Raw genomic sequence first — 20,208 nt, 5'->3', positions numbered from 1 at the left:
CGATGCCGACAATTCTGCGCGTTGGTGGCTTCAGATTCTATTTTTATAGTCACGAGCCGAACGAGCCGCCACATGTTCACATCGATCGTGGAGACGCCACTATCAAGGTGTGGCTTGGGCGATGTGAAGTCGCCAAAAGCAGGGGCTTTCGCGCGCATGAAATCAATGACATTGTAAAAATTGTGGCTCAGCATGATCAGGCGTTGACGGAGGCGTGGCATGAATATTTCGGCTAGACTGACAGACGAACGGGTAATGGATGTGCGCTTTGACGAGGCGTGCCTGATTGTTGATTTGATGGATGGGCGAACAATCTCCGTGCCCATAGCCTGGTATCCGCGCCTTTCAAAAGCCTCGGCAAAACAGCGCGCCAATTGGGAGAAGGCGGGCGCTGGCTATGGCATTCACTGGCCCGATATTGATGAGGATTTGAGTACTGAGGGTCTGCTACGCGGCGCACCTGCGGTTGAAGGGGCGGGGTGATGCTTTCCGATTGGTTGTATAGGGTGTTGAGGACTCTTTTGCTGATAGCCTGTAATGTTCCGCTCATCCTACTTTGGCTCAGTAGCGATAGCTTTTGGGTCAAAGTATCAGGGACTGTCATCATTCTCGGATTGTTCGCTACAATGGGTTGGTTCATTGCTAGACGTCGAGCCAAGCCTACAACGAAGATGCTGAGATAACGCAGCGTTGAATCTGATTTAATGAAGGGGCCACCTAATGACCCAACACAAACCCGAAACCCTCGCCGTACATGCCGGTTGCGAGCCTGATCCAACCACCAATGCTCGGATCACGCCGATCTATCAGACGGCGGGTTATGTCTTTGACAGCCCCGATCATGCCGCAAACTTGTTCAACCTCAGCGAATTCGGGAACATCTATTCGCGCATCATGAACCCCACCAACGATGCGCTGGAGAAGAAAATCACCGCGCTGGAGGGCGGCGTTGGCGCGCTGGGTGTCGCATCGGGGCACGCGGCGCAGCTGATCGCGTTTCACACGCTGATGGAACCGGATTGCAACATCGTTGCGGCGAAGAAGCTTTACGGCGGGTCGCTCAATCAACTTGGCGAAGCGTTCAAGAAATTCGGCTGGGAAACCCGCTTTGTCGATGCCGATGACCCGGAAAATGTCCGCGCGGCGATGGACGACAAGACGCGCGTTGTATTCATCGAGAGCCTCGCCAATCCTGGCGGGGTGGTGAGCGATATTGAGGCGATTGCGAATATCGCGCATGATGGCGGTGTGCCGCTGATGGTCGATAACACCATGGCCACCCCGGCGCTGTGCCGCCCGTTTGAACACGGCGCGGACATTGTCGTGCATTCGACCACCAAATTCCTCAACGGCCATGGCAATGCGATTGGCGGTGTTATCGTCGATAGCGGCAAGTTCGATTGGAAGGCGCAGGGCGACAAATACCCATCGCTGACGCAGCCCAATGGTTCGTATCATGGGGCGGTGCTGGTCGATGCGTTGGAGCCGATCGGCCCGATTGCCTTCATCATCGGGTGCCGCGTGCTGGGCCTGCGCGATCTTGGCCCGGCAATGGCCCCGATGAACGCATTTCTCGCGCTGACGGGCATGGAAACACTGCAGCTGCGGATGGAGCGGCATTGTGCGAATGCCAAAGCACTGGCTGAATGGTTGCAGGATCAGCCGCAGGTTGAGTGGGTGAGCTATGCCGGTCTGCAGGACAACCCCTATCACTCCCACGCGCAGAAATATCTTGGTGGTCAAGGCGGTGCTGTATTCACCTTCGGTTTGAAGGGCGGTTATGAGGCGGGCAAGGCAATGGTCAGCAATGTTGAGCTGTTCAGCCATCTTGCCAATATCGGCGACACGCGCAGCCTGATCATTCACCCGGCCTCGACAACGCACAGCCAGTTGGAGGGGCAAGAGCTTGTGGACGCAGGCGCGGGACCTGATGTAATCCGCGTATCGGTCGGTATTGAGCATATCGACGATATCAAAGCCGATTTGGCGCAGGCTTTGGGGGTGTGATTTCCTATCGTCATTGCGAGGCGACGCAGTCGCCGCGGCAATCCAGAGGCACATCGCGAGACGCTCTGGATTGCTTCACTACGCTCGCAATGACGAAGGTTGTGGCGAGGTGAGGCGCGAACCTCTCAAGTATCTATTTTTCGGTCTGCTTATTCTAGCAACGCTGAATATACTGCTATTGGTTTCCGGTTATCGTGTGTTGGTTGGAGAGGACCGATATGATGGTGTTATAGTTCCGGGTTCAGTGAGTTTTGGGATCGTTCGTGAGGCGATAATCGATAAGAGAATCGAATGTAGATACTTCACTGGTCGCAGCGTCCAATCCTTCACTGTCGATGCCGAGCGGCTAGACGAGTGCCCATTCACCTACAAGCCGAGCTACTGATGGTCGGCGGGGAAAGCCAAAAAATGACTGAATTGAAATACGACTGGAGCCGCGAGGAAATCGCGGAGCTTTTTGATCTCCCCTTCACAGAATTGCTGTTCCAAGCGGCCTCGGTCCACCGCGAGAACCATCCGCCGGAACAGATTCAGCTGTGCACTTTGCTGAGCATCAAGACCGGCGGCTGTCCGGAAGATTGCGGCTATTGCTCTCAGTCCGTCAAAGCTGACAGTGGGGTGGAAGCGACCAAGCTGATGGACGTGCAGGCTGTGTTGCAACGCGCGGCTGAGGCGAAAGATGCAGGCTCTCAGCGGTTCTGCATGGGTGCGGCGTGGCGCAATCCCAAAGACCGCGACATGCCCGCAATTATCAAGATCGTAGAGGGCGTTCGTGACATGGGGCTTGAGACCTGCATGACGCTGGGCATGCTGGAGCCGCATCAGGCGCAGCAGCTCGCCGAGGCCGGCCTCGATTATTACAATCACAATATCGACAGCTCGCCGGAATATTACGAGCGGGTGATTTCCACGCGTGATTTCCAGTGCCGTCTCGACACGCTGGATCATGTGCGCAGTGCAGGCATCAATGTGTGCAGCGGCGGGATTGTCGGCATGGGCGAAACGCGCGAGGACCGCGTGGGCTTTATCCATACGCTCTCGACGCTGGAGCAGCATCCCGAAAGCGTGCCGGTTAATGCGCTGGTGCCAGTGAAGGGCACGGTGCTGGGAGATATGCTCGCTGACACGCCGCTGGCGAAAATCGATGATATTGAATTCGTCCGGACGGTCGCGGTGGCGCGGATTACGATGCCGATGAGTATGGTGCGGCTTTCTGCTGGTCGTGAGAGCATGAGCGAAGCGACGCAGGCGCTGTGCTTCCTCGCGGGTGCGAACTCGATCTTCACTGGCGACAAATTGCTCACCGCGCCCAATGCGGGCGACGATAGCGACGGGGCGCTGTTCGCGAAACTGGGCCTGACCGCGTTGCAGCAGGAGGAACCGGCACGAGCTCGCAAAGTGGCGGAGCCGGCGGAATAGCGTGTCTCTCGGCTTCTCGGTCGATGCATTGCTTCCCAAAGCGCGCGGCGGCGGGCAGCTCAAAATGGGGTTGGTCAAACTAAGTAAGGCAGAGTGGCTGCAGCCTGAACCTGATGTGGCAGCACGGACGGCGGGTTTTGCGAACTATCCTGACGGTATTCAACTGGCTCCGGTGGCTGAGGCTCCGGGCCGTGAATTGGCGGCAATGGTGGGCGCGTCAGGAGGCTTGGCCGAGGCGGCTAGGGCGCATCACGAAGACATGTGTCTGCTGACCAAGGCCGAAAAAGACGATCAATATCGTTTGATTGGCGCAGCGGTTGCATGGCCATCAGATTGGTCGCCTGCTGACAAGATCGGCCTGCCGCTGCGCGCGCTCCATGCGCCGATTGCCGGGTATGAGGAGCAGCTCGCGACCGGAGTTGATCGATTTATGGACACGCTCAAACCCGGGCCGATCTATGGTCGATGCAATTGGTTCATCGCGCCAACCGGGGCGATGCGCTGGGTGGCTGGCGAGAGCGCAGAAGAAGACTTCGCTCATGTTACGCCCGCCAATGCTGACGAAACCCTGTTCGTAAGATCTGAGCGTCAAACCCTCCGACGTCTGCCAGAAACGGGCGGAATCCTCTTCACCATCGGAATTTATGTCTCGTCGCTGAGATCGCTCAGTGACAGCAATATCGCGATGCTCGCATCCGCTGTGCGGAGCCTTGTGCAAGGGGAAGGCGAACGGCGAGGAACAGGGGCTTACGCAGACGCGTTAATCCGCTATGCGGTGCGGCACAAAGGGGATGCAAACTAGCATGTTCAAAAAGATACTGATTGCAAACCGCGGTGAAATTGCGTGCCGCGTAATCAAGACTGCTCGCCGGATGGGTATCGCGACCGTCTCAGTCTATTCCGATGCGGATGCCCGCGCGCCCTTTGTAAAAATGGCGGATGAAGCGGTGCATATTGGCCCGCCGCCAGCTGCGGAAAGCTATCTGATTGCGGACAAGATCATCGCAGCCTGCAAAGAAACCGGGGCTGAGGCTGTGCATCCCGGATACGGGTTCCTCTCAGAACGTGCGAGCTTTGTGGAAGCGCTCGAAGCGGAAGGCATCGCCTTTATCGGCCCGCCTCCCGGCGCGATTGCCGCGATGGGTGACAAGATCGAATCCAAGAAGCTTGCTAAGGAAGCGGGCGTCAATGTGGTGCCCGGCTTTGTCGGCGAAATTCGCGATACGACCCATGCGATCGAGATCAGCAATGACATCGGCTATCCGGTGATGATGAAGGCCTCTGCGGGTGGCGGGGGTAAAGGCATGCGGCTCGCCTATTCCGACACCGATGTGGAAGAAGGCTTTGAAGCAACCAAGCGCGAGGGCCTCAACTCCTTTGGCGATGACCGGGTTTTCATCGAGAAGTTTATCGAAGATCCCCGCCATATCGAAATCCAGATACTTGGAGATAAGCATGGTAATATCGTCTATTTGAACGAGCGCGAATGCTCGATCCAGAGGCGCCATCAAAAGGTTGTCGAAGAGGCTCCTTCTCCCTTCGTTACGCCCAAAATGCGCAAAGCGATGGGTGAGCAATCCGTCGCCCTTTCGGCTGCGGTAGACTACCATTCTGCGGGCACGGTGGAGTTGATCGTTAGTGGAGCGGACAAGACCGGCGAGAGTTTTTACTTCCTCGAAATGAATACCCGGCTCCAGGTCGAGCACCCGGTTACCGAAGCGATCACCGGCGTTGATCTGGTGGAGCAGATGATCCGCGTCGCGGCGGGTGAAAAGCTCGATCTGAAACAAAACGAAATCGGCATAGACGGTTGGGCGATTGAGAACCGTGTCTATGCCGAAGATCCCTATCGCGGTTTTCTGCCAAGCACAGGTCGCTTGGTTGCGTATCAGCCCCCGCTGGAAGGCTGGACTGACGATGGCAGCGCCAATGGCCGGCGCGGCGTAGATGGCGTCCGGATTGACGATGGTGTCTATGAAGGCGGCGAAGTCAGCATGTTCTACGATCCGATGATCGCAAAGCTTATCACGTGGGGCGAGACCCGCGACGAAGCAGCGGACAAACAGATCGAAGCGCTTGATGCTTTCCGGATTCAGGGCCTTGGCCATAATGTCGATTTCCTCAGCGCGATAATGCAGCATGATCGGTTCCGCTCTGGCGAACTGACCACCGGCTTCATCGCCGAAGAATATCCTGATGGATTTGATGGGGCCGCAGCATCAGACGACCTCAAGCGAGGATTAGCCGCAGTCGGAGGCGTGATCGCGACCGCAGATGCGGACCGCGCCCGCCGGATCGACCAGCAGCTTAGCGGCGATCTCTACCCACCGGGTGACTGGACAGTGCGCATTGACGACACAGACTATCATGTTGTGCTGGAAGAAGACGCGGTCACGGTCGATGGCGAACCTGTGATGCTTGACATGATGTACACACCTGGCGACGTGATGGTTGACCTTGAGCTGGGCGGCACTGAAGAGGAGCCTGGCGAAGGCATGACCATTCAGCTCGCGCCATCGCCTACAGGCTATGCAATCACGACGCGTGGCAGCACGCACGATCTACGGATCCTGCAGACCCGCATCGCGCATCTCGCGAGCCAAATGATCGAGAAGGAGCCACCAGATCTTTCAAAAATGCTCATCTGCCCGATGCCTGGTTTGCTCGTGAAATTGCATGTGGCTGAGGGTGATGAAGTGCAGCCCGGTCAACCGCTTGCGACGGTCGAAGCGATGAAAATGGAAAACATCCTGCGCGCTGAAGAACAGGCTACCATCGGCAAAATCAATGCTGGCGAAGGTGAAAGTCTGGCGGTTGATGCTGTAATTCTGGAGCTTGTGTAAAACTTGCAATAAATTTACGTTTGAACTTCTGTATTGCTGCCGGGCAAGGAAAGAAGCATTTCTGGTTATTTTCTGTCACTCTGGCGTAGCGAAATTGAATAGTGAGCGCGTTCTTGCGTTAATCTTTGTGACCTGAGCGATCTCGTTTTGTGACGCCGCAAATAACCTGTCGGCTGTGTACTAGCTTTACCCCGATTTTGAGCCGACACTTCAGTTTCTTCGAGTCGCTACGGAGGGAAACAGGAGTTTAGTTATGGCACGCAAGGGCATTGGATTTTTTGACACTAAGGGTCTGTTTTTCAAGACACCCGAAGAAGCGACGCGTAGCGATATAGCATCGATGCTGGGCAAGATCGGTGATGGTGAGAGCCTCGCACCGGGTATTGCGCACACGTTGCTGGAAAAACGCGTTGAGCTGGAACGACTTTTCGCTGAGCATGACGCGATGATGAGCGAGCAGGGCGAAGATAACGAGCAGTCGTTAATCAAATCGGGCAAGGTTACCAAGTTCCCGCAACGCGAAGCGAGCTGAGCCGGGCTCACCCGGCTGATAAAGAGCGCGCTCGTGTGGCAATGCTATCTGGAGGGTGATAGCCACTGCGCATGGCTCATCTTACGCACGACCCCGCCGCTTCCAAAGAACCTGAGATTACCTTTGAGGATTTTCTAAAGGTCGACATCCGGATCGGCACCATAGTAGCTGCCGAACTGTTCCCTGAAGCACGCAATCCTTCGGCCAAACTCAGGATCGATTTCGGTCCCGCGATTGGCGAGCGAAAAAGCTGCGCGCAAATCATCGCGAATTACAAGATCGCTGATCTGGTCGGCCGACAAGTCGCCGCGGTCGTGAATTTCCCACCGCGTCAGATTGGCCCCGCCATGTCAGAGGTTTTGACTTTGGGGTTCGCTGACGAGGCCAGCGAAGTCGTGTTGGCGATGCCAGAGCGCGCTGTGCCCAACGGGTCGCGCCTTTTTTAGCGCTGGCAGCGGAAGTTCAGTTTAGCTTGCGAGCTGTTCGTCCAAGAATACCGCCACATCATCCAGCGACACGTCTTTGGCCATGAAGGCGTCCCCTATGCCGTTCAGCAGCAGAAATGGCAGTGTGCCGGCATCCATCTTCTTGTCATGACGCATATGATCGACCAGCTTTGCGCCATCGCAAGACAGGCTTAGCTCAGTGATCTCTGCGCGTAGCCCGACATCGCCGACGGTCTTCGTGACACGCTCAGCTTCGTCCGGTCCCAGATTCCCGCGCCTCGCTGAGTAGCGCGCCGCGAGAACCATTCCCAATGCCACCGCTTCACCATGCAAAAGCTCTGACGAAAAGCCGGTTTCTGCCTCTAATGCGTGCCCAAATGTGTGGCCAAGATTGAGCAAAGCGCGCCTGCCGCTCAGCTCTTTCTCATCTTCGGCCACGATGCGCGCCTTCGCCGCAACGCTGGTGGCGACTGCATGTTCGAGCGGTTCTGGCTTGAGCGCCATAACCTGCTGACCATACTCAGAAAGCCAGTCAAAAAACTCTTCATCACCGAGCACTCCATATTTGAGTACTTCCGCATATCCTGCGCCTAACTCGCGTGCCGGTAGCGTGCTCAAAACGTCGAGATCCGCCAGCACCAGCGACGGTTGATGAAATGCGCCGATCAGGTTCTTTCCGGCGCTCGTGTTGATCGCTGTTTTTCCGCCAACCGAACTGTCGACTTGCGCCAGCAATGTAGTGGGAATTTGTACAAACCCGCATCCGCGTTTCAGGATGGCGCAGGCGAACCCGGTGAGGTCGCCGACCACGCCCCCGCCTAGCGCCAGCACATGATCGCCGCGCTCGACCCCTTCGGCAAGCAGCCAATCGGTCAGCTTCGCCAGACTGTCCCAGCTTTTTGAGCTTTCGCCCGGTTCCACATCGTACCAGACCGGCTCTTTGCCAGCCGCTGCGAGAGATTTCGCCAGGGCTTCGCCCCAATGCGCGCGAGCCGATGCGTCCGCGACCACAGGCACACGCGACTTGCGCAAGAATGGCTCTGCGAGTTCACCTGTACGCGCGAGCAATCCGCCCGCAACGTGCACGTCATAGGCGCGACCAGCCAATTCCACAGGGATTACAGCCATTGGTTGATCGCCTCTAGCACTTGCATAACCGTTTGATCGTGTGGGAAATCGCCTGTCACGACGTGGACCTGTGCCTGCGAGTATGCGGCGCTGCGTTCATCTTTCAGGCGCGTCAGAATTTCGTGTGGGTCGCCGGTCTTCAGCAAGGGGCGAGTATCCCGACGTGACGTTCGTTCCACCAAAGTCTCAATGTCGCAATCGAGCCAGACCGCGATACCTTTTTCAAGGATAAGAGCACGCGTTTCGGCATTCATAAACGCCCCGCCACCGGTCGCGAGGACGCCAGACTTTTCCTCCATCAAACGCGCAATCACGCGGCGCTCTCCATCGCGGAAATAGTCCTCACCAAACTGCTCGAAAATCTCCGAAACGCTCAGCTGTGCAGCTTCCTCGATCTCTTCGTCGGCGTCGACAAAGTCCATATCAAGCAGCTTCGCCAATCTTCGCCCGATAGTGGACTTCCCGCACCCCATAAGGCCGATCAGCGCGAGGGGACGATCGAGCCGTTGCTTGATCCGGGCAATGTATTCTTCATCAGGTTCATGAATGACGGTCATTGAAGCTGCGCCTATAGATGGGCTAGAGCAGGTGCAAGCTAGATGGGCTTAGGCACGATGAAGCCTTTGCATCGGCGAAAGAGAACAGTTGAGGAAATACGAACCTTGCCGAAGATTGGGAAACGCACATGGTTGGTGCTTCTTGCCGTCATGATCGCGCTCCTATTTCTCGCATGGTTTGATGGGGGCGAAGAACCGTTGCATCAGATTGAACAAACTATTCCCGTACCGGAGCGAAGCCAATGATGCGATTTGCGTTGATGACTGGAGCTGGTGTGTTGGCATTGGGTTCAACTTTGGTGATGGCTCAAGACCGGCTCGACAGATTTGCTGCCACCTGGGTTTGGTGAGCCGGCACCCGCACCCACAACCACGCCTACTCCGACGCAAACGACTGCGCCTAGCGCGTCAACCACCCCCGATACCTCTTCAACCAGCACAACTACATCGACTATTCAGCCACTACCCCAAGTGCCTCAGGTTTCTGCTGATCCGTCGCTGGATATCTCGGGACTTCCATCGATTGAAGAGCTTGAGGCCATGTCAGAAGATGACCTTGATGATCTTCTTGGACTAGCGCCGAGTTATGACATTCCGCCAGCCGCGCGCCGTAAGTTGGAACGGGTGGGGATCATCGACACCGCCGAGGGCGGGTTTCCTGAGAAATCATTGTCCCAGCAGCCAGCATCGCTTGTCAGAGCCGCGATTGCGGGGACTCAGCGTCCGCTTGTTTCGCGATGGGGCCATATTTTGCTTCGGCGGACTGTGGCGAGCCGTCTCGATGCGCCTGTGGGCATGAACCCGGTGGAATTTGCTGGGCTGCGTGCAGCGTTGCTCAACCGTCTCGGCGAACACAACGTCGCGCGCACTCTGGTGCAAGATGTCGACACAGGTAACTATGATGATGCGCTGCTCAATGCGGCAGTCGATGCCTATGTCGGCACCGCGGATCTGGTGGGAGCGTGCCCCGCAGTGCGGTTGTCAGACACTGATCGTGATGACGGCGACTGGAAGCTGTTGAAGGGCATTTGCGCCGCTTATGCCGGTGAAGGATCGCGCGCGGCACGTGACCTGCGTCGCTTGATGTCTGATGAGGAAGTTGCTGAAATCGATGGCCTTTTGGCGCGCCGTTATGCTGGTGCAGCCGGATTGGCCAGGCGCGGCGTCAATGTGGAATGGGAAGGCGTCGAAACCATTACGCCCATGCGTTTTGCGCTCGCAAATGCACTGCGAGAGGACATCCCGGAAGGCCTCATGGACGATGCAGGCAGTTACTATCGAAACGCACTCGCGACAGCGCCGATGATGCCTTTGGGGCAGCGGGCAGTCGCAGCACAGGGTGCCGCTGCTCAGGGCATCTTGTCCGCCGCTGCTATGGTCGACCTTTACAGCCAGATCTTCGCGCTTGGCAGGGGACAGAGTGAGGCTGCTGTCACCGCAGCCCGCCTGCGCGCGGCCTATGTCGAGAGCAGCCCGGCTCGATCGCCTTGCCGCGATCAATGACGTTTGGCAGGGCGATGACGCGACGCTATTTGGGCGGCAGGTATTGACCGCATATGCTGCGGCGCGCCTGCCGGTCTCAGAGGATTTGCTGGAGAGTGCACCAAGCTTGATTTCTTCTATGCTGGCTGCTGGGCTTGATCGCGACGCGATGCGGTGGGCGCGCATTGTCCCTCAGGGTAGCGCTGCCTGGGGTATGCTGGCGGTTGCGCAGCAAAGTCGTTCGCAGCCGGTCAGCGATGGTCAATTGGCATCTTTTCTTGATCAGGATGAGAGTGCTGGCCAGCATCAATCGCAAATGCTGCTTGCAGGACTTACTGCCATGGGGCGGGTCGAAGACGCAGAAATCACTGAGTACTCTGAACGGTTGGAAGTGAATTTCGGGCGTTCGACCCGATGGACACAGGCGATCAGCGCAGCTGCGGATGCTGGCAATCCAACTCTCGTAAGCTTGCTAGCGGGGCTGGGTATGCAGGGTTCGAGTTGGGACAAGATGACAGCACTGCATCTGTACCATATCGTGCGCTCGCTTGAACGGGTTGGCCTTGATGCAGAGGCACGGATGATCGCCGCAGAAGCCGTTGCGCGAACGGCTTAGCTGTTCGCATGAACGAGATCGACGACTTCCTTGCCATGCTCGCGGCGGAACGTGGGGCTGCTCAAAACACTTTGCTGGCATATCGTCGTGATCTTGCGCAAGCCGATGAATTAACAGGGGCACTGGCCACTGCGGATAAGGCGGCAGTTCAGAACTTGGCGAAGGAATGGGCTGACCTCGCTCCGTCGACACTAGCGCGAAAGGCCTCTGCCTTGCGTCAGTTTTTCGGGTTCTTGCAGGATGAGGGGCTACGTGAGGATGACCCTAGCTCTGGTTTGCCTCGTCCATCTGCGCGCCGGTCACTGCCGAAAATCCTCTCGCATGATCAAGTCGCAAAACTGTTTGGTCAGGCGGAAAGTGAAGCGCAGAGTAAGAGGCCAGCGGCGGTACGCATGCTGGCTTTGCTGGAATTGCTCTATGGCTCCGGATTGCGGGCAACAGAACTGGTGTCCCTGCCGGTCTCGGCGATCCCGCGCGATGCACCATTCTTGACGGTGATGGGAAAAGGGGGCAAGCCCGGATGGTGCCGGTCAGCGCGCGCGCCAAACGAGCCTTGTCGACATGGATGACTATTCGGACACAGGATTCACCTCACTTGTTTCCCTCGCGAAACGGACATCTAACGCGTGTGCGTCTTTTCCAGATGCTAAAAGAGCTGGCGGTACGCGCTGATCTGCCGCCTGAGAGGTTGAGCCCGCACGTGTTACGTCACGCATTCGCGACGCATTTGTTGGAGGGTGGGGCCGACCTGCGCGCGCTCCAAACATTGCTCGGGCACGCCGATATCGCGACCACTCAGATTTACACTCACGTCGACAGCGCCCGGCTGGTTGAGTTGGTGAATACCCGTCACCCGCTTGCGCAGCAGCGATTGAAGGACTAGCGGGCAGGCGATGAGTTCTTATCTCGAATTTGAAAAGCCGATCGCCAAGCTGGATGAGCGCATTGCCGAATTGCGTGCATCAGCCGAAGACGACTCTGTCGATATTAGCGCTGAGCTGAAAAAGCTTGAGGCAAAGAGCGCGAGCTTGCTTTCAAGTACCTACGCCTCGCTCACCCCATGGCAGAAAACGCAGGTGGCGCGGCATCCCGCTCGCCCGCATTTCCGCGATTTTGTGGCGCATGCGTTTGAGGATTTTATGCCACTCGGCGGTGACCGCGCCTATGGCGATGATCAGGCGATACTGGGCGGTTTTGCAAAGTTGCATGGCCGGCGCGTCATGTTGATCGGCCATGAAAAAGGGAACGACACCGAGAGTCGTCTCAAACACAATTTCGGCATGGGTAAGCCAGAGGGCTATCGCAAGGCCATACGATTGATGGAGCTTGCCGGACGGCATAGCCTCCCCGTTGTTACGCTTGTCGATACATCGGGTGCTTTCCCCGGAATTGAAGCTGAGGAACGCGGCCAAGCGGAAGCAATCGCCCGGGCGACCGAGGCGTGTTTGGGGCTGCCAGTGCCGATGGTTTCAGCCATTGTGGGCGAGGGCGGTTCGGGCGGAGCAGTCGCGCTTGCGAGCGCGGAGCGTGTGCTCATGTTTGAGCATGCAATCTACTCAGTCATATCGCCGGAAGGGTGCGCGTCTATCTTGTGGCGAACAGCCGAACGGGCATCAGATGCAGCAGAGGCGCTGAAGGTCACGGCGCAGGACCTTAAGCGTCTCGGTGTTATTGACCGGATCGTGAAAGAACCTGTCGGTGGAGCGCATCGTGACCCTCAAGGCGCCGCGGAAGCATTGGGTAGAGCGATTAACAAGGAGCTGGGCGCGCTAGCAGGAACCCCGGCCAAGGAGCTGAGGCATCTGCGCGAAGAGCGCTTCCTTAAAATCGCTTCCTAGTTTCCGCTTAACGCGGTTTTACAATCACATACCGTCGGAACAATTGACGGCGACCGTTGGTTATCAAAAGGTAAATGGGGTGCTATCTCGTTTGAAGCACCAGCTTATCTGGAGAAAAAGCCATGTCTCGCCGCAATTACCGGTCTGTAATCCTTGCCTCACTGAGCGCCGTGGCCCTCTCGGGTTGTATGGGCGGTGGTGCGATCCCAAGCGCATCGGCGCCAATCACACAATCCGAAGCGCAACAAGGTGCCGAATTCCACCCGAAGCTGATTGCGGAATTTGGCGGGGCAATGACTACGCCTCAGGCGCAATATGTTGAGCAGGTTGGCAAGAATATTGCGGTCCATTCGGGGCTTGGCAACGCGCGGCAGGACTTCACGGTTACCCTGCTAAATAGCTCTGTGAACAACGCTTTCGCTGTCCCCGGAGGCTATGTCTATTCGACGCGCCAATTGGTGGCCTTAATGAACAATGAGGCGGAGCTTGCAGCGGTTTTGGGCCACGAGGTTGGCCATGTGGCAGCACGCCATTCACAGCGTCGGCAGGCGGCGGCGCAGCGAAACAGTATTCTGGGCGCGGTACGGTGCGATCCTTTCCGGCGTTCTTCTCGGCAATAGCGGCGTTGGCGATACGCTGAGTCGCGGATTTTTGCAGGGGTCACAGCTACTTACGCTCAGGTTCTCTCGCAGTCAGGAGCTTGAAGCCGATGACCTGGGGATTCAGTATCTCCAGCGCGCTGGCTATGATCCGCGGGCGATGTCGACCGTACTTGCGAGCCTAGCAGCACAAAACTCACTCGATCTCGCAGTTGCAGGGGCGGGGCAATGCTCGCGTACCAGAATGGGCGAGCACACACCCTGATCCGGCGAGTCGCGTTCGGACAGCAGCAGGCAAGGCGCAGGGCCTAGCGACGGGAATCACCAATCGTGACACATTCCTCTCGCGTATTGATGGTTTGGTATATGGCGATGATCCAGAGCAGGGCGTGATTGAAGGTAACACCTTTATTCATCCAGAATTGCGTTTGGCCTTCACCGCTCCCGATGGGTTTTACATGGTCAATGGTACCCGCGCAGTGAGCATTAACGGCCAAAGTGGCCGCGCTCAGATGACGCTGGGCACATATAACGGCAACCTGGATACCTACATCAACACCGTGTTTACGCAGCTTGGTGGAGAGAATCAGCAGCTGCGCCCGCAAAATATCCAGCGCACGACCGTTAATGGAATCCCCGCTGCTTACGGGACAGCCCGGGTCAACACCGGCCAGAATCAGGTCGATGTTGTGGTTTTCGCTTACGAATTTGCCGATAATCGGGCCTACCATTTTCAGGCGATTGCCCCTGCTGGTCGGGCGAATGTCTTCAATGGCATGTTTCAATCCATGCGTCGCGTGTCTCAGAGTGAGGCCGCTAATGTAGTCCCGCGAGTCGTTGATGTTGTGACGGTGCAGCGTGTGCAGACTGTATCCTCGCTTGCCCGACGGATGGCATATGATTCGGGCCAGGAGGCACGCTTTCGTGTGCTCAATGGGTTGAGTAGCAGCGACCAGTTGCAGGCTGGGCAGAAGGTGAAGATCGTGGTGCGCGGGCGCTGATTGTTGGAGGCCGTTTTCCAGATCTTGTTAGGGCAAAAGAAAAGCGGCGGAGGTTGCCCTCCGCCGCTCTCTTTTTGTGCTTTAGCTCTTACGAACTAAGAAGTGGCTTACGAGCCGCTTTCTTCTTCAGCGTTTTCCATTGCCGTAGCAACGTCGCCAAAAGTAGTTGAAAGCTGGCCGCCGAGGCTCTGCATTGCAGTGATAGCAGCAACAGCGATAAGTGCAGCGATCAGGCCGTACTCAATTGCAGTTGCGCCGTCTTCGTTGCGAGCGAGTTTGTTAAAGAATTTCATTGTTAGTCTCCTGGTTCAGTCTTCGGTACCCGTCCTGCCCTCTGTAGAGGAGCAAGTGCTTGTCTTATCGAAGGTAGAAGTTGATAAATTCCTAATCGAAATCTAACTTCCGCCATCTTCTTCACTTGAGCTCGATACGGAAGTGATGGTGTCGGAAATCCGATTCCACATTCCGATTGATTCCGCGCCGAATACTTGAAGTGCTCCAAGCATTGAGAGGAATATGAGAGCAAGAATCAGCCCGTATTCGACAGCCGTTGCCCCCTTGGTATCTTGTCCAAGCTTTTTCAAAAATTTGAACATCGTTGTTTGCCCCAATTGTCGAATTACGAGTTGACGATTGAGCAAATAGGGAGTGACGCGTTAAAGAAGTGTTTCAGCGAGAAGTTAACGTGGAAAATATCCCGACAATCATGACGGTGGTTGCGATCGCTTTGCACCGAAAAGACGGGCTTTGGTTGATGCATCGCAGGCCGTTGAACAAGCATCACGGTGGTCTTTGGGAGTTTCCTGGCGGCAAGGTCGAATTAAACGAAGTCTTTGAAAATGCTTTGATTCGTGAGGTTTCAGAGGAGTTGGGAATCGCAGTTCAATGCGAAGACTTGCGAGAAGTTGGCAATGCCCGTTCAACGGCAACTGCTCCTTTGCCGCAGATTGTCATTACACTTTACACATGCTCACGCTGGGTGGGTGATCCCGTCGCGCTTGAAGGCGGAGAGATAGGCTGGTTTACGCCCAATGAGATTAGCAAGTTGGCCAAGCCGCCATTGGACTGCGAGCTTCAGTCTCAGCTCTTCCCTCATATATAAAGAGTAGAATTTTCACTCATGCGCGGCACTTTGGGATTGCCAAGCGCGTACACCCTGCCTATGTGCCGCGCTCCAAAGCGCGCCCGTAGCTCAGCTGGATAGAGTACCTGGCTACGAACCAGGCGGTCGGAGGTTCGAATCCTTCCGGGCGCGCCAAAAAAGGCCATCCCGATAGGGGTGGCTTTTTTGGTTGTGCCGTTGGATTGATTTGAAACGGAATCGAGGCGCAGCCGAGATGAACGAGCGCATTTAGGCGCGAGGACAATCCTTCCGGGCGCGCCAAACATTTTCCGCTACCGCGCAACGCGCTGCTTGAGCGGTCAAAGAGGCCATCCCAATAGGGGCGGCCTTTTTTGCTCGAAAGTCGGCGTCGCGGACTTTCTCGGAACATGATTGGCTGCCGTCTGTTGAAATATCACACACTTCAACAGCACGAGGATACGATCATGAGTGATACGAAAGAGATCTTTGCGCGGCTTGAAAAAGACCACGACAAACATCGTGAGCTGCTCGACAAATTATTGGAAACGAGCGGCGAAAGCGAGGAGCGTGAGCAGTTGTTCACCCAGCTGACCAAAGAACTGAAAGGTCATGCTGCGGCTGAGGAGCAGGCGCTCTATTCAACGATGTTGCGCAAACCACCGACTACTGATGACACGCGGCATTCCGTGGCTGAGCATCAGGAGATCGACGAAATGTTGAATGACCTAGCCGCTACCGACATGGCATCGGGCGCTTGGCTGCAAAAGTTCAAGGAATTTGACCACCGCTACCGACACCACATTGAAGAGGAGGAAGAGGACCACTTCCCCGACTTTGCAGAGCATATTGACGAGAATGACAAGGAACACATGACCAAAGTGTTTGAGCGCCGCAAAAAGATCGAGATGGCCGATGCGGAGGTGACATCGGAAGCACTTTCAGACGCGAAAGAATAACCGAAGCCCAATTTGATATGCGAAGGGTCGGCCATCTGGTCGGCCCTTTTTTATGCCTTCCTCACAGCCAATCATAAGGTGCAGGCCACAGAGAGCCTATCCCATTGCCAATTTGCAACTTTTCGGCGAGTGGGTCCGTAATTGCAGGTCAGCTGCAAAAACAGGAGACCCCTCGAATGGCCCACGCGCACGATCACGATGAGTACGAGAATCCGGAGACGGGAAAACTTCCCGTGCCAGAGGACGTGCAGGACGCGATTCGCACATTACTACGTTGGTCAGGCGATGATCCTGATCGCGAGGGCTTGAAAGACACACCAAAGCGCGTGGCTCGTGCTTGGAAAGAATATTGCCAAGGTAATGATGAGGATCCGGCGGTTCATATGAGCCGCGTATTTCACGAGGTGGGCGGTTATGACGAGGTTGTACTGCTAAAGGATATTCCGTTTCAGAGTCATTGCGAACATCACATGGCTCCAATTACGGGGAAGGCGGCAATCGCGTACCTGCCACGCAACAAGGTGGTTGGTATCTCAAAGCTTGCTCGGGTGCTGCATGGTTATGCCCGGCGGTTGCAGATTCAAGAGCGGCTGACGGCGGAAGTCGCGCAGTGTATTTGGGACCATCTGGAGCCGCATGGCGTCGCGGTGGTGCTTGAGGCACAGCATGGTTGCATGACGGGCCGCGGTGTCCGCACACCGGGCGTTGGCATGATCACCTCACGCCTTCATGGCTGCTTCCTTGATGACCCGCGTAGCCGCAAGGAAGTGATGGCACTGATGGGTTATGGGTGACGGGCGATTACGCCTAAGCCCCCATGAGGAAACAACAAAAAAGCCGGAGCCGTCACGCGCGCTCCGGCTTTTGCATTTCTTTAGAGAGGTACGACGCTCAGAGTTGGCCAAGCATATGCTCTGCACTGGAGACCGAAAAGTCGCCCGGTGCTTCGACATTGAGCTGCTCCACCACACCGTCATTCACGACCATGGAGAAACGCTGTCCGCGCTTGCCCATGCCGAAGCCGCTGCCATCCATGGTTAGGCCCACGGCCTCTGCAAATTCGGCATTACCATCGGCCAGCATTGTAATGTCATCACTACCTGCAGCCTGGTTCCAAGCACCCATCACGAAGGCGTCGTTCACCGCTGTTCCAACAATCTCGTCAACGCCTTTAGCTTTGAGATCCGCTGCTTTCTCGACGAAGCCGGGAAGATGCTGCGCTGAGCATGTCGGCGTAAACGCCCCCGGCACAGAAAAGAGCGCGACTTTCTTGCCCGCGAAATATTCGCTCGACTGAACCTGCTCAGGGCCTTCGGCAGTTGCTTTCACCAGCGTTACTTCGGGCAGCTTTTCGCCAACGGATATCGTCATTTTCGTGCACTCCATGCTTGTTTCGGGGTGATTGGTCGTATCGGCACCGACTTAGCGATGATCGCAGCGTCTTCAAGCTTGGCAGAGCAAGCAAAGCTGATTTGCGCCTGCCGTGCTGCATATTTCTATGGTTACCACCGATTTACTCTCGCTGTTTAACTCCCGGTAAACAGTATGCGTCACCTTGGTTGTCGACGGGGCCGGGTAACCCCGTGAACAGGGGAGACCAAGATAATGACTATGTGGAAACACATGGCGGTCGCGATGATCGCAGGGGTCGGGCTCGCAATGCCTCAGGCTGCTGCTGCCGATCCAGTGACTGGCAATGCAGAGAATATCCGCAAACTCGACATCATGTTAATGGTGACGTCGTTGCGGTGTCGTACGGGTAAAGACAATTTTCAGGCGGATTATCGGCAGTTTTCGGCGGCACATCTACCTACGCTGAACAAGGCCGGGAGGCATTTGCGAACAAATTTGGCGCATCGCCATGGCAGCCGAGGAGCAAAGCGCGCGCTGGACAAGATCAGCGTAGGCATGGCCAACCAATACGGGCAAGGGCACCCATGGCTGGGTTGCGCTGAGCTTAAACAAGTAACGCAAGAGCTTATCGCGGACCGTGATAGTGGTCGGTTGTCGCAAAGAGCGACAGAGCTTCTGTCCGCCCAGCCATTGGCTAACTTGGCCGCTCGCTAATCTGAAAACAAACAATATCTGACGGGATTTAGGTACCCACCACCGCAAATATAAAGACATCTTTATATTTGCACTTCCCATGGGTCGACGCTAAGGCGCGGGCACGATTGTGGCCCGCGCTTTTTTGTGGCTGCACCAGCTCTTCGAAGGACTCTCCCGTGACAGAATTTACCGATTTCATCATTAAAGACATTGGCTTGGCTGACTATGGCCGCGAAGAAATTCGCATCGCTGAGACTGAAATGCCGGGCCTTATGGCAACGCGTGAAGAATATGGCGCCTCACAGCCTCTCAAAGGCTCGCGGATCACGGGCTCGCTCCATATGACGATCCAGACAGCAGTTCTGATCGAAACACTTGTTGCCCTGGGCGCGGAGGTGCGTTGGGCCACCTGCAATATCTACTCGACGCAAGATCATGCTGCTGCGGCGATCGCGGCGCAGGATATTCCAGTGTTTGCTGTGAAGGGCGAAAGCTTGGCGGAATATTGGGATTACGTCGGCAGAATTTTTGACTGGTCTACCAATGACGATCCTGACCTGACCACGAACCTCATTCTGGATGATGGCGGGGATGCGACCATGTTTGCCCTATGGGGCGCACGTATCGAGGCTGGCGAAGAATTGCCCGAACCAGCCAATGCTGAGGAAATTGAGTTCCAGCGCGCCCTGAAAGAATTTGTGAAGCGCAAGCCCGGCTATCTGACCCGTTCCGTCCAGGCGATCAAAGGCGTCTCGGAAGAAACGACCACTGGCGTTCACCGCCTTTATCACCTCGCGAAAGAGGGCAAGCTGCCATTCCCGGCGATCAATGTGAATGACAGTGTGACGAAGTCAAAATTCGACAATCTGTATGGTTGCCGCGAATCGCTGGTCGATGCGATCCGCCGCGCGACTGACGTGATGTTGTCGGGTAAGGTGGCGTGCGTCGCCGGATTTGGTGATGTGGGCAAGGGTTCTGCGCAATCGCTCCGCAATGGCGGAGCTCGCGTTCTTGTGACCGAGATCGACCCGATCTGCGCGCTGCAAGCCGCGATGGATGGCTTCGAAGTTGTCACTATGGAAGAAGCGGTGACCCGCGCTGACATCTTCGTGACAACCACCGGTAATGAAGACGTGATCACCGCCGAACACATGAAGGCGATGAAGCCGATGAGCATTGTTTGCAATATCGGTCACTTTGACAGCGAGATTCAGATTTCCGCGCTCGACAATTACGAGTGGACTGAGCTTAAGCCGGGTACTGACCTAGTGAAATTCCCTGATGGCAAAGAGATCATCGTTCTTGCGAAGGGGCGTCTGGTCAATCTGGCATGCGCGACCGGGCATCCAAGCTTTGTGATGAGCTGCTCTTTCACCAATCAGGTGCTTGCTCAGATCGAGCTTTGGGAGAACGAATCCAAATATGAGAACGACGTTTATGTTCTGCCAAAGCATCTCGACGAGAAAGTTGCGGCGCTGCATCTTGATAAATTGGGTGTGAAACTGACCAAACTCTCGCAACAGCAAGCTGATTATATCGGTGTGCCTGCCAACGGCCCGTTTAAGCCTGAGCATTACCGCTACTAAAAAATCCGCGACTAAACCGGCATAACTGCACTGTTCCGGCGGTATTTTTACCGTCCGGGGCATTG

The 20,208-nt window shown here is 56.1% G+C and carries 21 protein-coding genes, 1 tRNA gene and 2 pseudogenes; 19 read left to right on the top strand and 5 right to left on the bottom strand.

Translation table 11 applies throughout. The annotated features are described in order from the left end of the window. Positions 1-2: 2 nt before the first annotated feature. The 8 genes from ACZ1GM_RS10070 to ACZ1GM_RS10035 all read left to right on the top strand — a co-directional run bounded on the left by ACZ1GM_RS10070 (position 3) and on the right by ACZ1GM_RS10035 (position 7,247). The gene (locus ACZ1GM_RS10070) at positions 3-236 is read left to right on the top strand and encodes a DUF4160 domain-containing protein (RefSeq protein ID WP_472676341.1); all 234 of its coding nucleotides are present in this window, start codon (positions 3-5) and stop codon (positions 234-236) included. Continuing rightward, positions 220-483 carry a DUF2442 domain-containing protein gene (locus ACZ1GM_RS10065; RefSeq protein ID WP_472676340.1) on the top strand — a complete coding sequence of 88 codons (264 nt, stop codon included), beginning with the start codon at positions 220-222 and terminating at the stop codon, positions 481-483. The genes ACZ1GM_RS10070 and ACZ1GM_RS10065 overlap by 17 nt, the downstream gene beginning before the upstream one ends. Positions 484-720: 237 nt before the next feature. Then, the gene (locus ACZ1GM_RS10060; RefSeq protein WP_472676339.1) at positions 721-2,007 is read left to right on the top strand and encodes an O-acetylhomoserine aminocarboxypropyltransferase; all 1,287 of its coding nucleotides are present in this window, start codon (positions 721-723) and stop codon (positions 2,005-2,007) included. 408 nt (positions 2,008-2,415) lie between these two features. Continuing rightward, entirely contained in the window at positions 2,416-3,426 is a 1,011-nt protein-coding gene (gene bioB / locus ACZ1GM_RS10055; RefSeq protein ID WP_472676338.1) for a biotin synthase BioB, read from the top strand. Position 3,427: 1 nt separating this feature from the next. Beyond that, positions 3,428-4,228: a heme-dependent oxidative N-demethylase family protein gene (locus tag ACZ1GM_RS10050; protein WP_472676337.1), complete on the top strand. Its 801-nt coding sequence runs from the start codon at positions 3,428-3,430 to the stop codon at positions 4,226-4,228. Between the two features lies 1 nt (position 4,229). Then, complete coding sequence (locus ACZ1GM_RS10045; RefSeq protein ID WP_472676336.1) at positions 4,230-6,269, top strand: ATP-binding protein; 2,040 nt, start codon at positions 4,230-4,232, stop codon at positions 6,267-6,269. Positions 6,270-6,522: 253 nt separating this feature from the next. Continuing rightward, positions 6,523-6,801 carry a hypothetical protein gene (locus ACZ1GM_RS10040; protein ID WP_472676335.1) on the top strand — a complete coding sequence of 93 codons (279 nt, stop codon included), beginning with the start codon at positions 6,523-6,525 and terminating at the stop codon, positions 6,799-6,801. Between the two features lie 71 nt (positions 6,802-6,872). Continuing rightward, positions 6,873-7,247, top strand: a complete 375-nt coding sequence (locus ACZ1GM_RS10035) for a tRNA-binding protein (RefSeq protein WP_472676334.1) — start codon at positions 6,873-6,875, stop codon at positions 7,245-7,247. A gap of 21 nt (positions 7,248-7,268) precedes the next feature. Here ACZ1GM_RS10035 and aroB read toward each other — a convergent pair whose 3' ends face one another. Together aroB and ACZ1GM_RS10025 are read right to left on the bottom strand one after the other, a co-directional pair. After that, complete coding sequence (gene aroB, locus ACZ1GM_RS10030) at positions 7,269-8,375, bottom strand: 3-dehydroquinate synthase (protein WP_472676333.1); 1,107 nt, start codon at positions 8,373-8,375, stop codon at positions 7,269-7,271. Next, on the bottom strand, positions 8,366-8,932 hold the full coding sequence (locus tag ACZ1GM_RS10025; protein ID WP_472676332.1) for a shikimate kinase: 567 nt from the start codon (positions 8,930-8,932) through the stop codon (positions 8,366-8,368). The genes aroB and ACZ1GM_RS10025 overlap by 10 nt, the downstream gene beginning before the upstream one ends. Positions 8,933-9,259: 327 nt before the next feature. Here ACZ1GM_RS10025 and ACZ1GM_RS10020 point away from each other — a divergent pair, with 327 nt between their 5' ends. The 5 genes and pseudogenes from ACZ1GM_RS10020 (at position 9,260) to ACZ1GM_RS10000 (ending at position 14,468) form a co-directional block, all read left to right on the top strand. After that, a complete protein-coding gene (locus ACZ1GM_RS10020; RefSeq protein WP_472676331.1) occupies positions 9,260-10,435 on the top strand; it encodes a hypothetical protein in 1,176 nt (391 codons plus the stop codon). Further along, positions 10,392-11,030 carry a hypothetical protein gene (locus ACZ1GM_RS10015; RefSeq protein ID WP_472676330.1) on the top strand — a complete coding sequence of 213 codons (639 nt, stop codon included), beginning with the start codon at positions 10,392-10,394 and terminating at the stop codon, positions 11,028-11,030. Before ACZ1GM_RS10020 ends, ACZ1GM_RS10015 begins: the two co-directional genes overlap by 44 nt. An 8-nt stretch (positions 11,031-11,038) precedes the next feature. Continuing rightward, positions 11,039-11,913, top strand: a pseudogene (locus ACZ1GM_RS10010) (tyrosine recombinase). Between the two features lie 10 nt (positions 11,914-11,923). Then, the gene (locus ACZ1GM_RS10005; RefSeq protein WP_472676329.1) at positions 11,924-12,868 is read left to right on the top strand and encodes an acetyl-CoA carboxylase carboxyltransferase subunit alpha; all 945 of its coding nucleotides are present in this window, start codon (positions 11,924-11,926) and stop codon (positions 12,866-12,868) included. 122 nt (positions 12,869-12,990) lie between these two features. Continuing rightward, positions 12,991-14,468: pseudogene (locus ACZ1GM_RS10000) on the top strand (M48 family metalloprotease). 107 nt (positions 14,469-14,575) lie between these two features. Here ACZ1GM_RS10000 and ACZ1GM_RS09995 read toward each other — a convergent pair. After that, positions 14,576-14,761, bottom strand: a complete 186-nt coding sequence (locus ACZ1GM_RS09995; protein WP_472676328.1) for a Flp family type IVb pilin — start codon at positions 14,759-14,761, stop codon at positions 14,576-14,578. A 102-nt stretch (positions 14,762-14,863) separates the two neighbouring features. Beyond that, complete coding sequence (locus ACZ1GM_RS09990; RefSeq protein ID WP_472676327.1) at positions 14,864-15,064, bottom strand: Flp family type IVb pilin; 201 nt, start codon at positions 15,062-15,064, stop codon at positions 14,864-14,866. Between the two features lie 89 nt (positions 15,065-15,153). On the opposite strand from ACZ1GM_RS09990, the gene ACZ1GM_RS09985 reads away from it, so the two are divergent. From ACZ1GM_RS09985 to folE, 4 genes are all read left to right on the top strand, one after another. Beyond that, positions 15,154-15,570: an NUDIX domain-containing protein gene (locus ACZ1GM_RS09985; protein ID WP_472676326.1), complete on the top strand. Its 417-nt coding sequence runs from the start codon at positions 15,154-15,156 to the stop codon at positions 15,568-15,570. Between the two features lie 79 nt (positions 15,571-15,649). Next, positions 15,650-15,726, top strand: a tRNA-Arg gene (locus ACZ1GM_RS09980). A gap of 290 nt (positions 15,727-16,016) precedes the next feature. Beyond that, a complete protein-coding gene (locus ACZ1GM_RS09975) occupies positions 16,017-16,508 on the top strand; it encodes a hemerythrin domain-containing protein (protein ID WP_472676325.1) in 492 nt (163 codons plus the stop codon). 176 nt (positions 16,509-16,684) lie between these two features. Further along, positions 16,685-17,302 carry a GTP cyclohydrolase I FolE gene (folE, locus tag ACZ1GM_RS09970; protein ID WP_472676324.1) on the top strand — a complete coding sequence of 206 codons (618 nt, stop codon included), beginning with the start codon at positions 16,685-16,687 and terminating at the stop codon, positions 17,300-17,302. Between the two features lie 97 nt (positions 17,303-17,399). On the opposite strand, the gene ACZ1GM_RS09965 is transcribed toward folE, so the two are convergent. Beyond that, positions 17,400-17,879, bottom strand: a complete 480-nt coding sequence (locus ACZ1GM_RS09965) for a redoxin family protein (protein WP_472676323.1) — start codon at positions 17,877-17,879, stop codon at positions 17,400-17,402. A gap of 234 nt (positions 17,880-18,113) precedes the next feature. Between ACZ1GM_RS09965 and ACZ1GM_RS09960 the strand changes: the two genes are divergently transcribed. Both ACZ1GM_RS09960 and ahcY read left to right on the top strand, forming a co-directional pair. Continuing rightward, on the top strand, positions 18,114-18,575 hold the full coding sequence (locus ACZ1GM_RS09960) for an S-adenosyl-L-homocysteine hydrolase (protein ID WP_472676322.1): 462 nt from the start codon (positions 18,114-18,116) through the stop codon (positions 18,573-18,575). A gap of 158 nt (positions 18,576-18,733) precedes the next feature. Beyond that, positions 18,734-20,143, top strand: a complete 1,410-nt coding sequence (gene ahcY, locus ACZ1GM_RS09955; protein ID WP_472676321.1) for an adenosylhomocysteinase — start codon at positions 18,734-18,736, stop codon at positions 20,141-20,143. Positions 20,144-20,208: the final 65 nt, after the last annotated feature.

This window comes from Qipengyuania sp. JB2-7 (genome assembly GCF_055693485.1).
The sequence above is the reverse complement of the archived record's forward strand: the minus strand, read 5'-3'. Positions and strand labels throughout refer to the sequence as shown.

What these genes read in the sequence shown, in the direction of transcription:
- ACZ1GM_RS09965 (WP_472676323.1), bottom strand. Translation starts at nt 17,879, where the DNA reads ATGACGATATCCGTTGGCGAAAAGCTGCCCGAAGTAACGCTGGTGAAA.
- ACZ1GM_RS09995 (WP_472676328.1), bottom strand. Translation starts at nt 14,761, where the DNA reads ATGAAATTCTTTAACAAACTCGCTCGCAACGAAGACGGCGCAACTGCA.
- ACZ1GM_RS09960 (WP_472676322.1), top strand. Translation starts at nt 18,114, where the DNA reads ATGACTATGTGGAAACACATGGCGGTCGCGATGATCGCAGGGGTCGGG.
- ACZ1GM_RS10025 (WP_472676332.1), bottom strand. Translation starts at nt 8,932, where the DNA reads ATGACCGTCATTCATGAACCTGATGAAGAATACATTGCCCGGATCAAG.
- folE (WP_472676324.1), top strand. Translation starts at nt 16,685, where the DNA reads ATGGCCCACGCGCACGATCACGATGAGTACGAGAATCCGGAGACGGGA.
- ACZ1GM_RS10065 (WP_472676340.1), top strand. Translation starts at nt 220, where the DNA reads ATGAATATTTCGGCTAGACTGACAGACGAACGGGTAATGGATGTGCGC.
- ACZ1GM_RS10015 (WP_472676330.1), top strand. Translation starts at nt 10,392, where the DNA reads ATGTCGAGAGCAGCCCGGCTCGATCGCCTTGCCGCGATCAATGACGTT.
- ACZ1GM_RS10045 (WP_472676336.1), top strand. Translation starts at nt 4,230, where the DNA reads ATGTTCAAAAAGATACTGATTGCAAACCGCGGTGAAATTGCGTGCCGC.
- ACZ1GM_RS10035 (WP_472676334.1), top strand. Translation starts at nt 6,873, where the DNA reads ATGGCTCATCTTACGCACGACCCCGCCGCTTCCAAAGAACCTGAGATT.
- ACZ1GM_RS10040 (WP_472676335.1), top strand. Translation starts at nt 6,523, where the DNA reads ATGGCACGCAAGGGCATTGGATTTTTTGACACTAAGGGTCTGTTTTTC.
- aroB (WP_472676333.1), bottom strand. Translation starts at nt 8,375, where the DNA reads ATGGCTGTAATCCCTGTGGAATTGGCTGGTCGCGCCTATGACGTGCAC.
- ACZ1GM_RS10005 (WP_472676329.1), top strand. Translation starts at nt 11,924, where the DNA reads ATGAGTTCTTATCTCGAATTTGAAAAGCCGATCGCCAAGCTGGATGAG.
- ACZ1GM_RS10060 (WP_472676339.1), top strand. Translation starts at nt 721, where the DNA reads ATGACCCAACACAAACCCGAAACCCTCGCCGTACATGCCGGTTGCGAG.
- ACZ1GM_RS10070 (WP_472676341.1), top strand. Translation starts at nt 3, where the DNA reads ATGCCGACAATTCTGCGCGTTGGTGGCTTCAGATTCTATTTTTATAGT.
- ACZ1GM_RS09975 (WP_472676325.1), top strand. Translation starts at nt 16,017, where the DNA reads ATGAGTGATACGAAAGAGATCTTTGCGCGGCTTGAAAAAGACCACGAC.
- bioB (WP_472676338.1), top strand. Translation starts at nt 2,416, where the DNA reads ATGACTGAATTGAAATACGACTGGAGCCGCGAGGAAATCGCGGAGCTT.
- ACZ1GM_RS09990 (WP_472676327.1), bottom strand. Translation starts at nt 15,064, where the DNA reads ATGTTCAAATTTTTGAAAAAGCTTGGACAAGATACCAAGGGGGCAACG.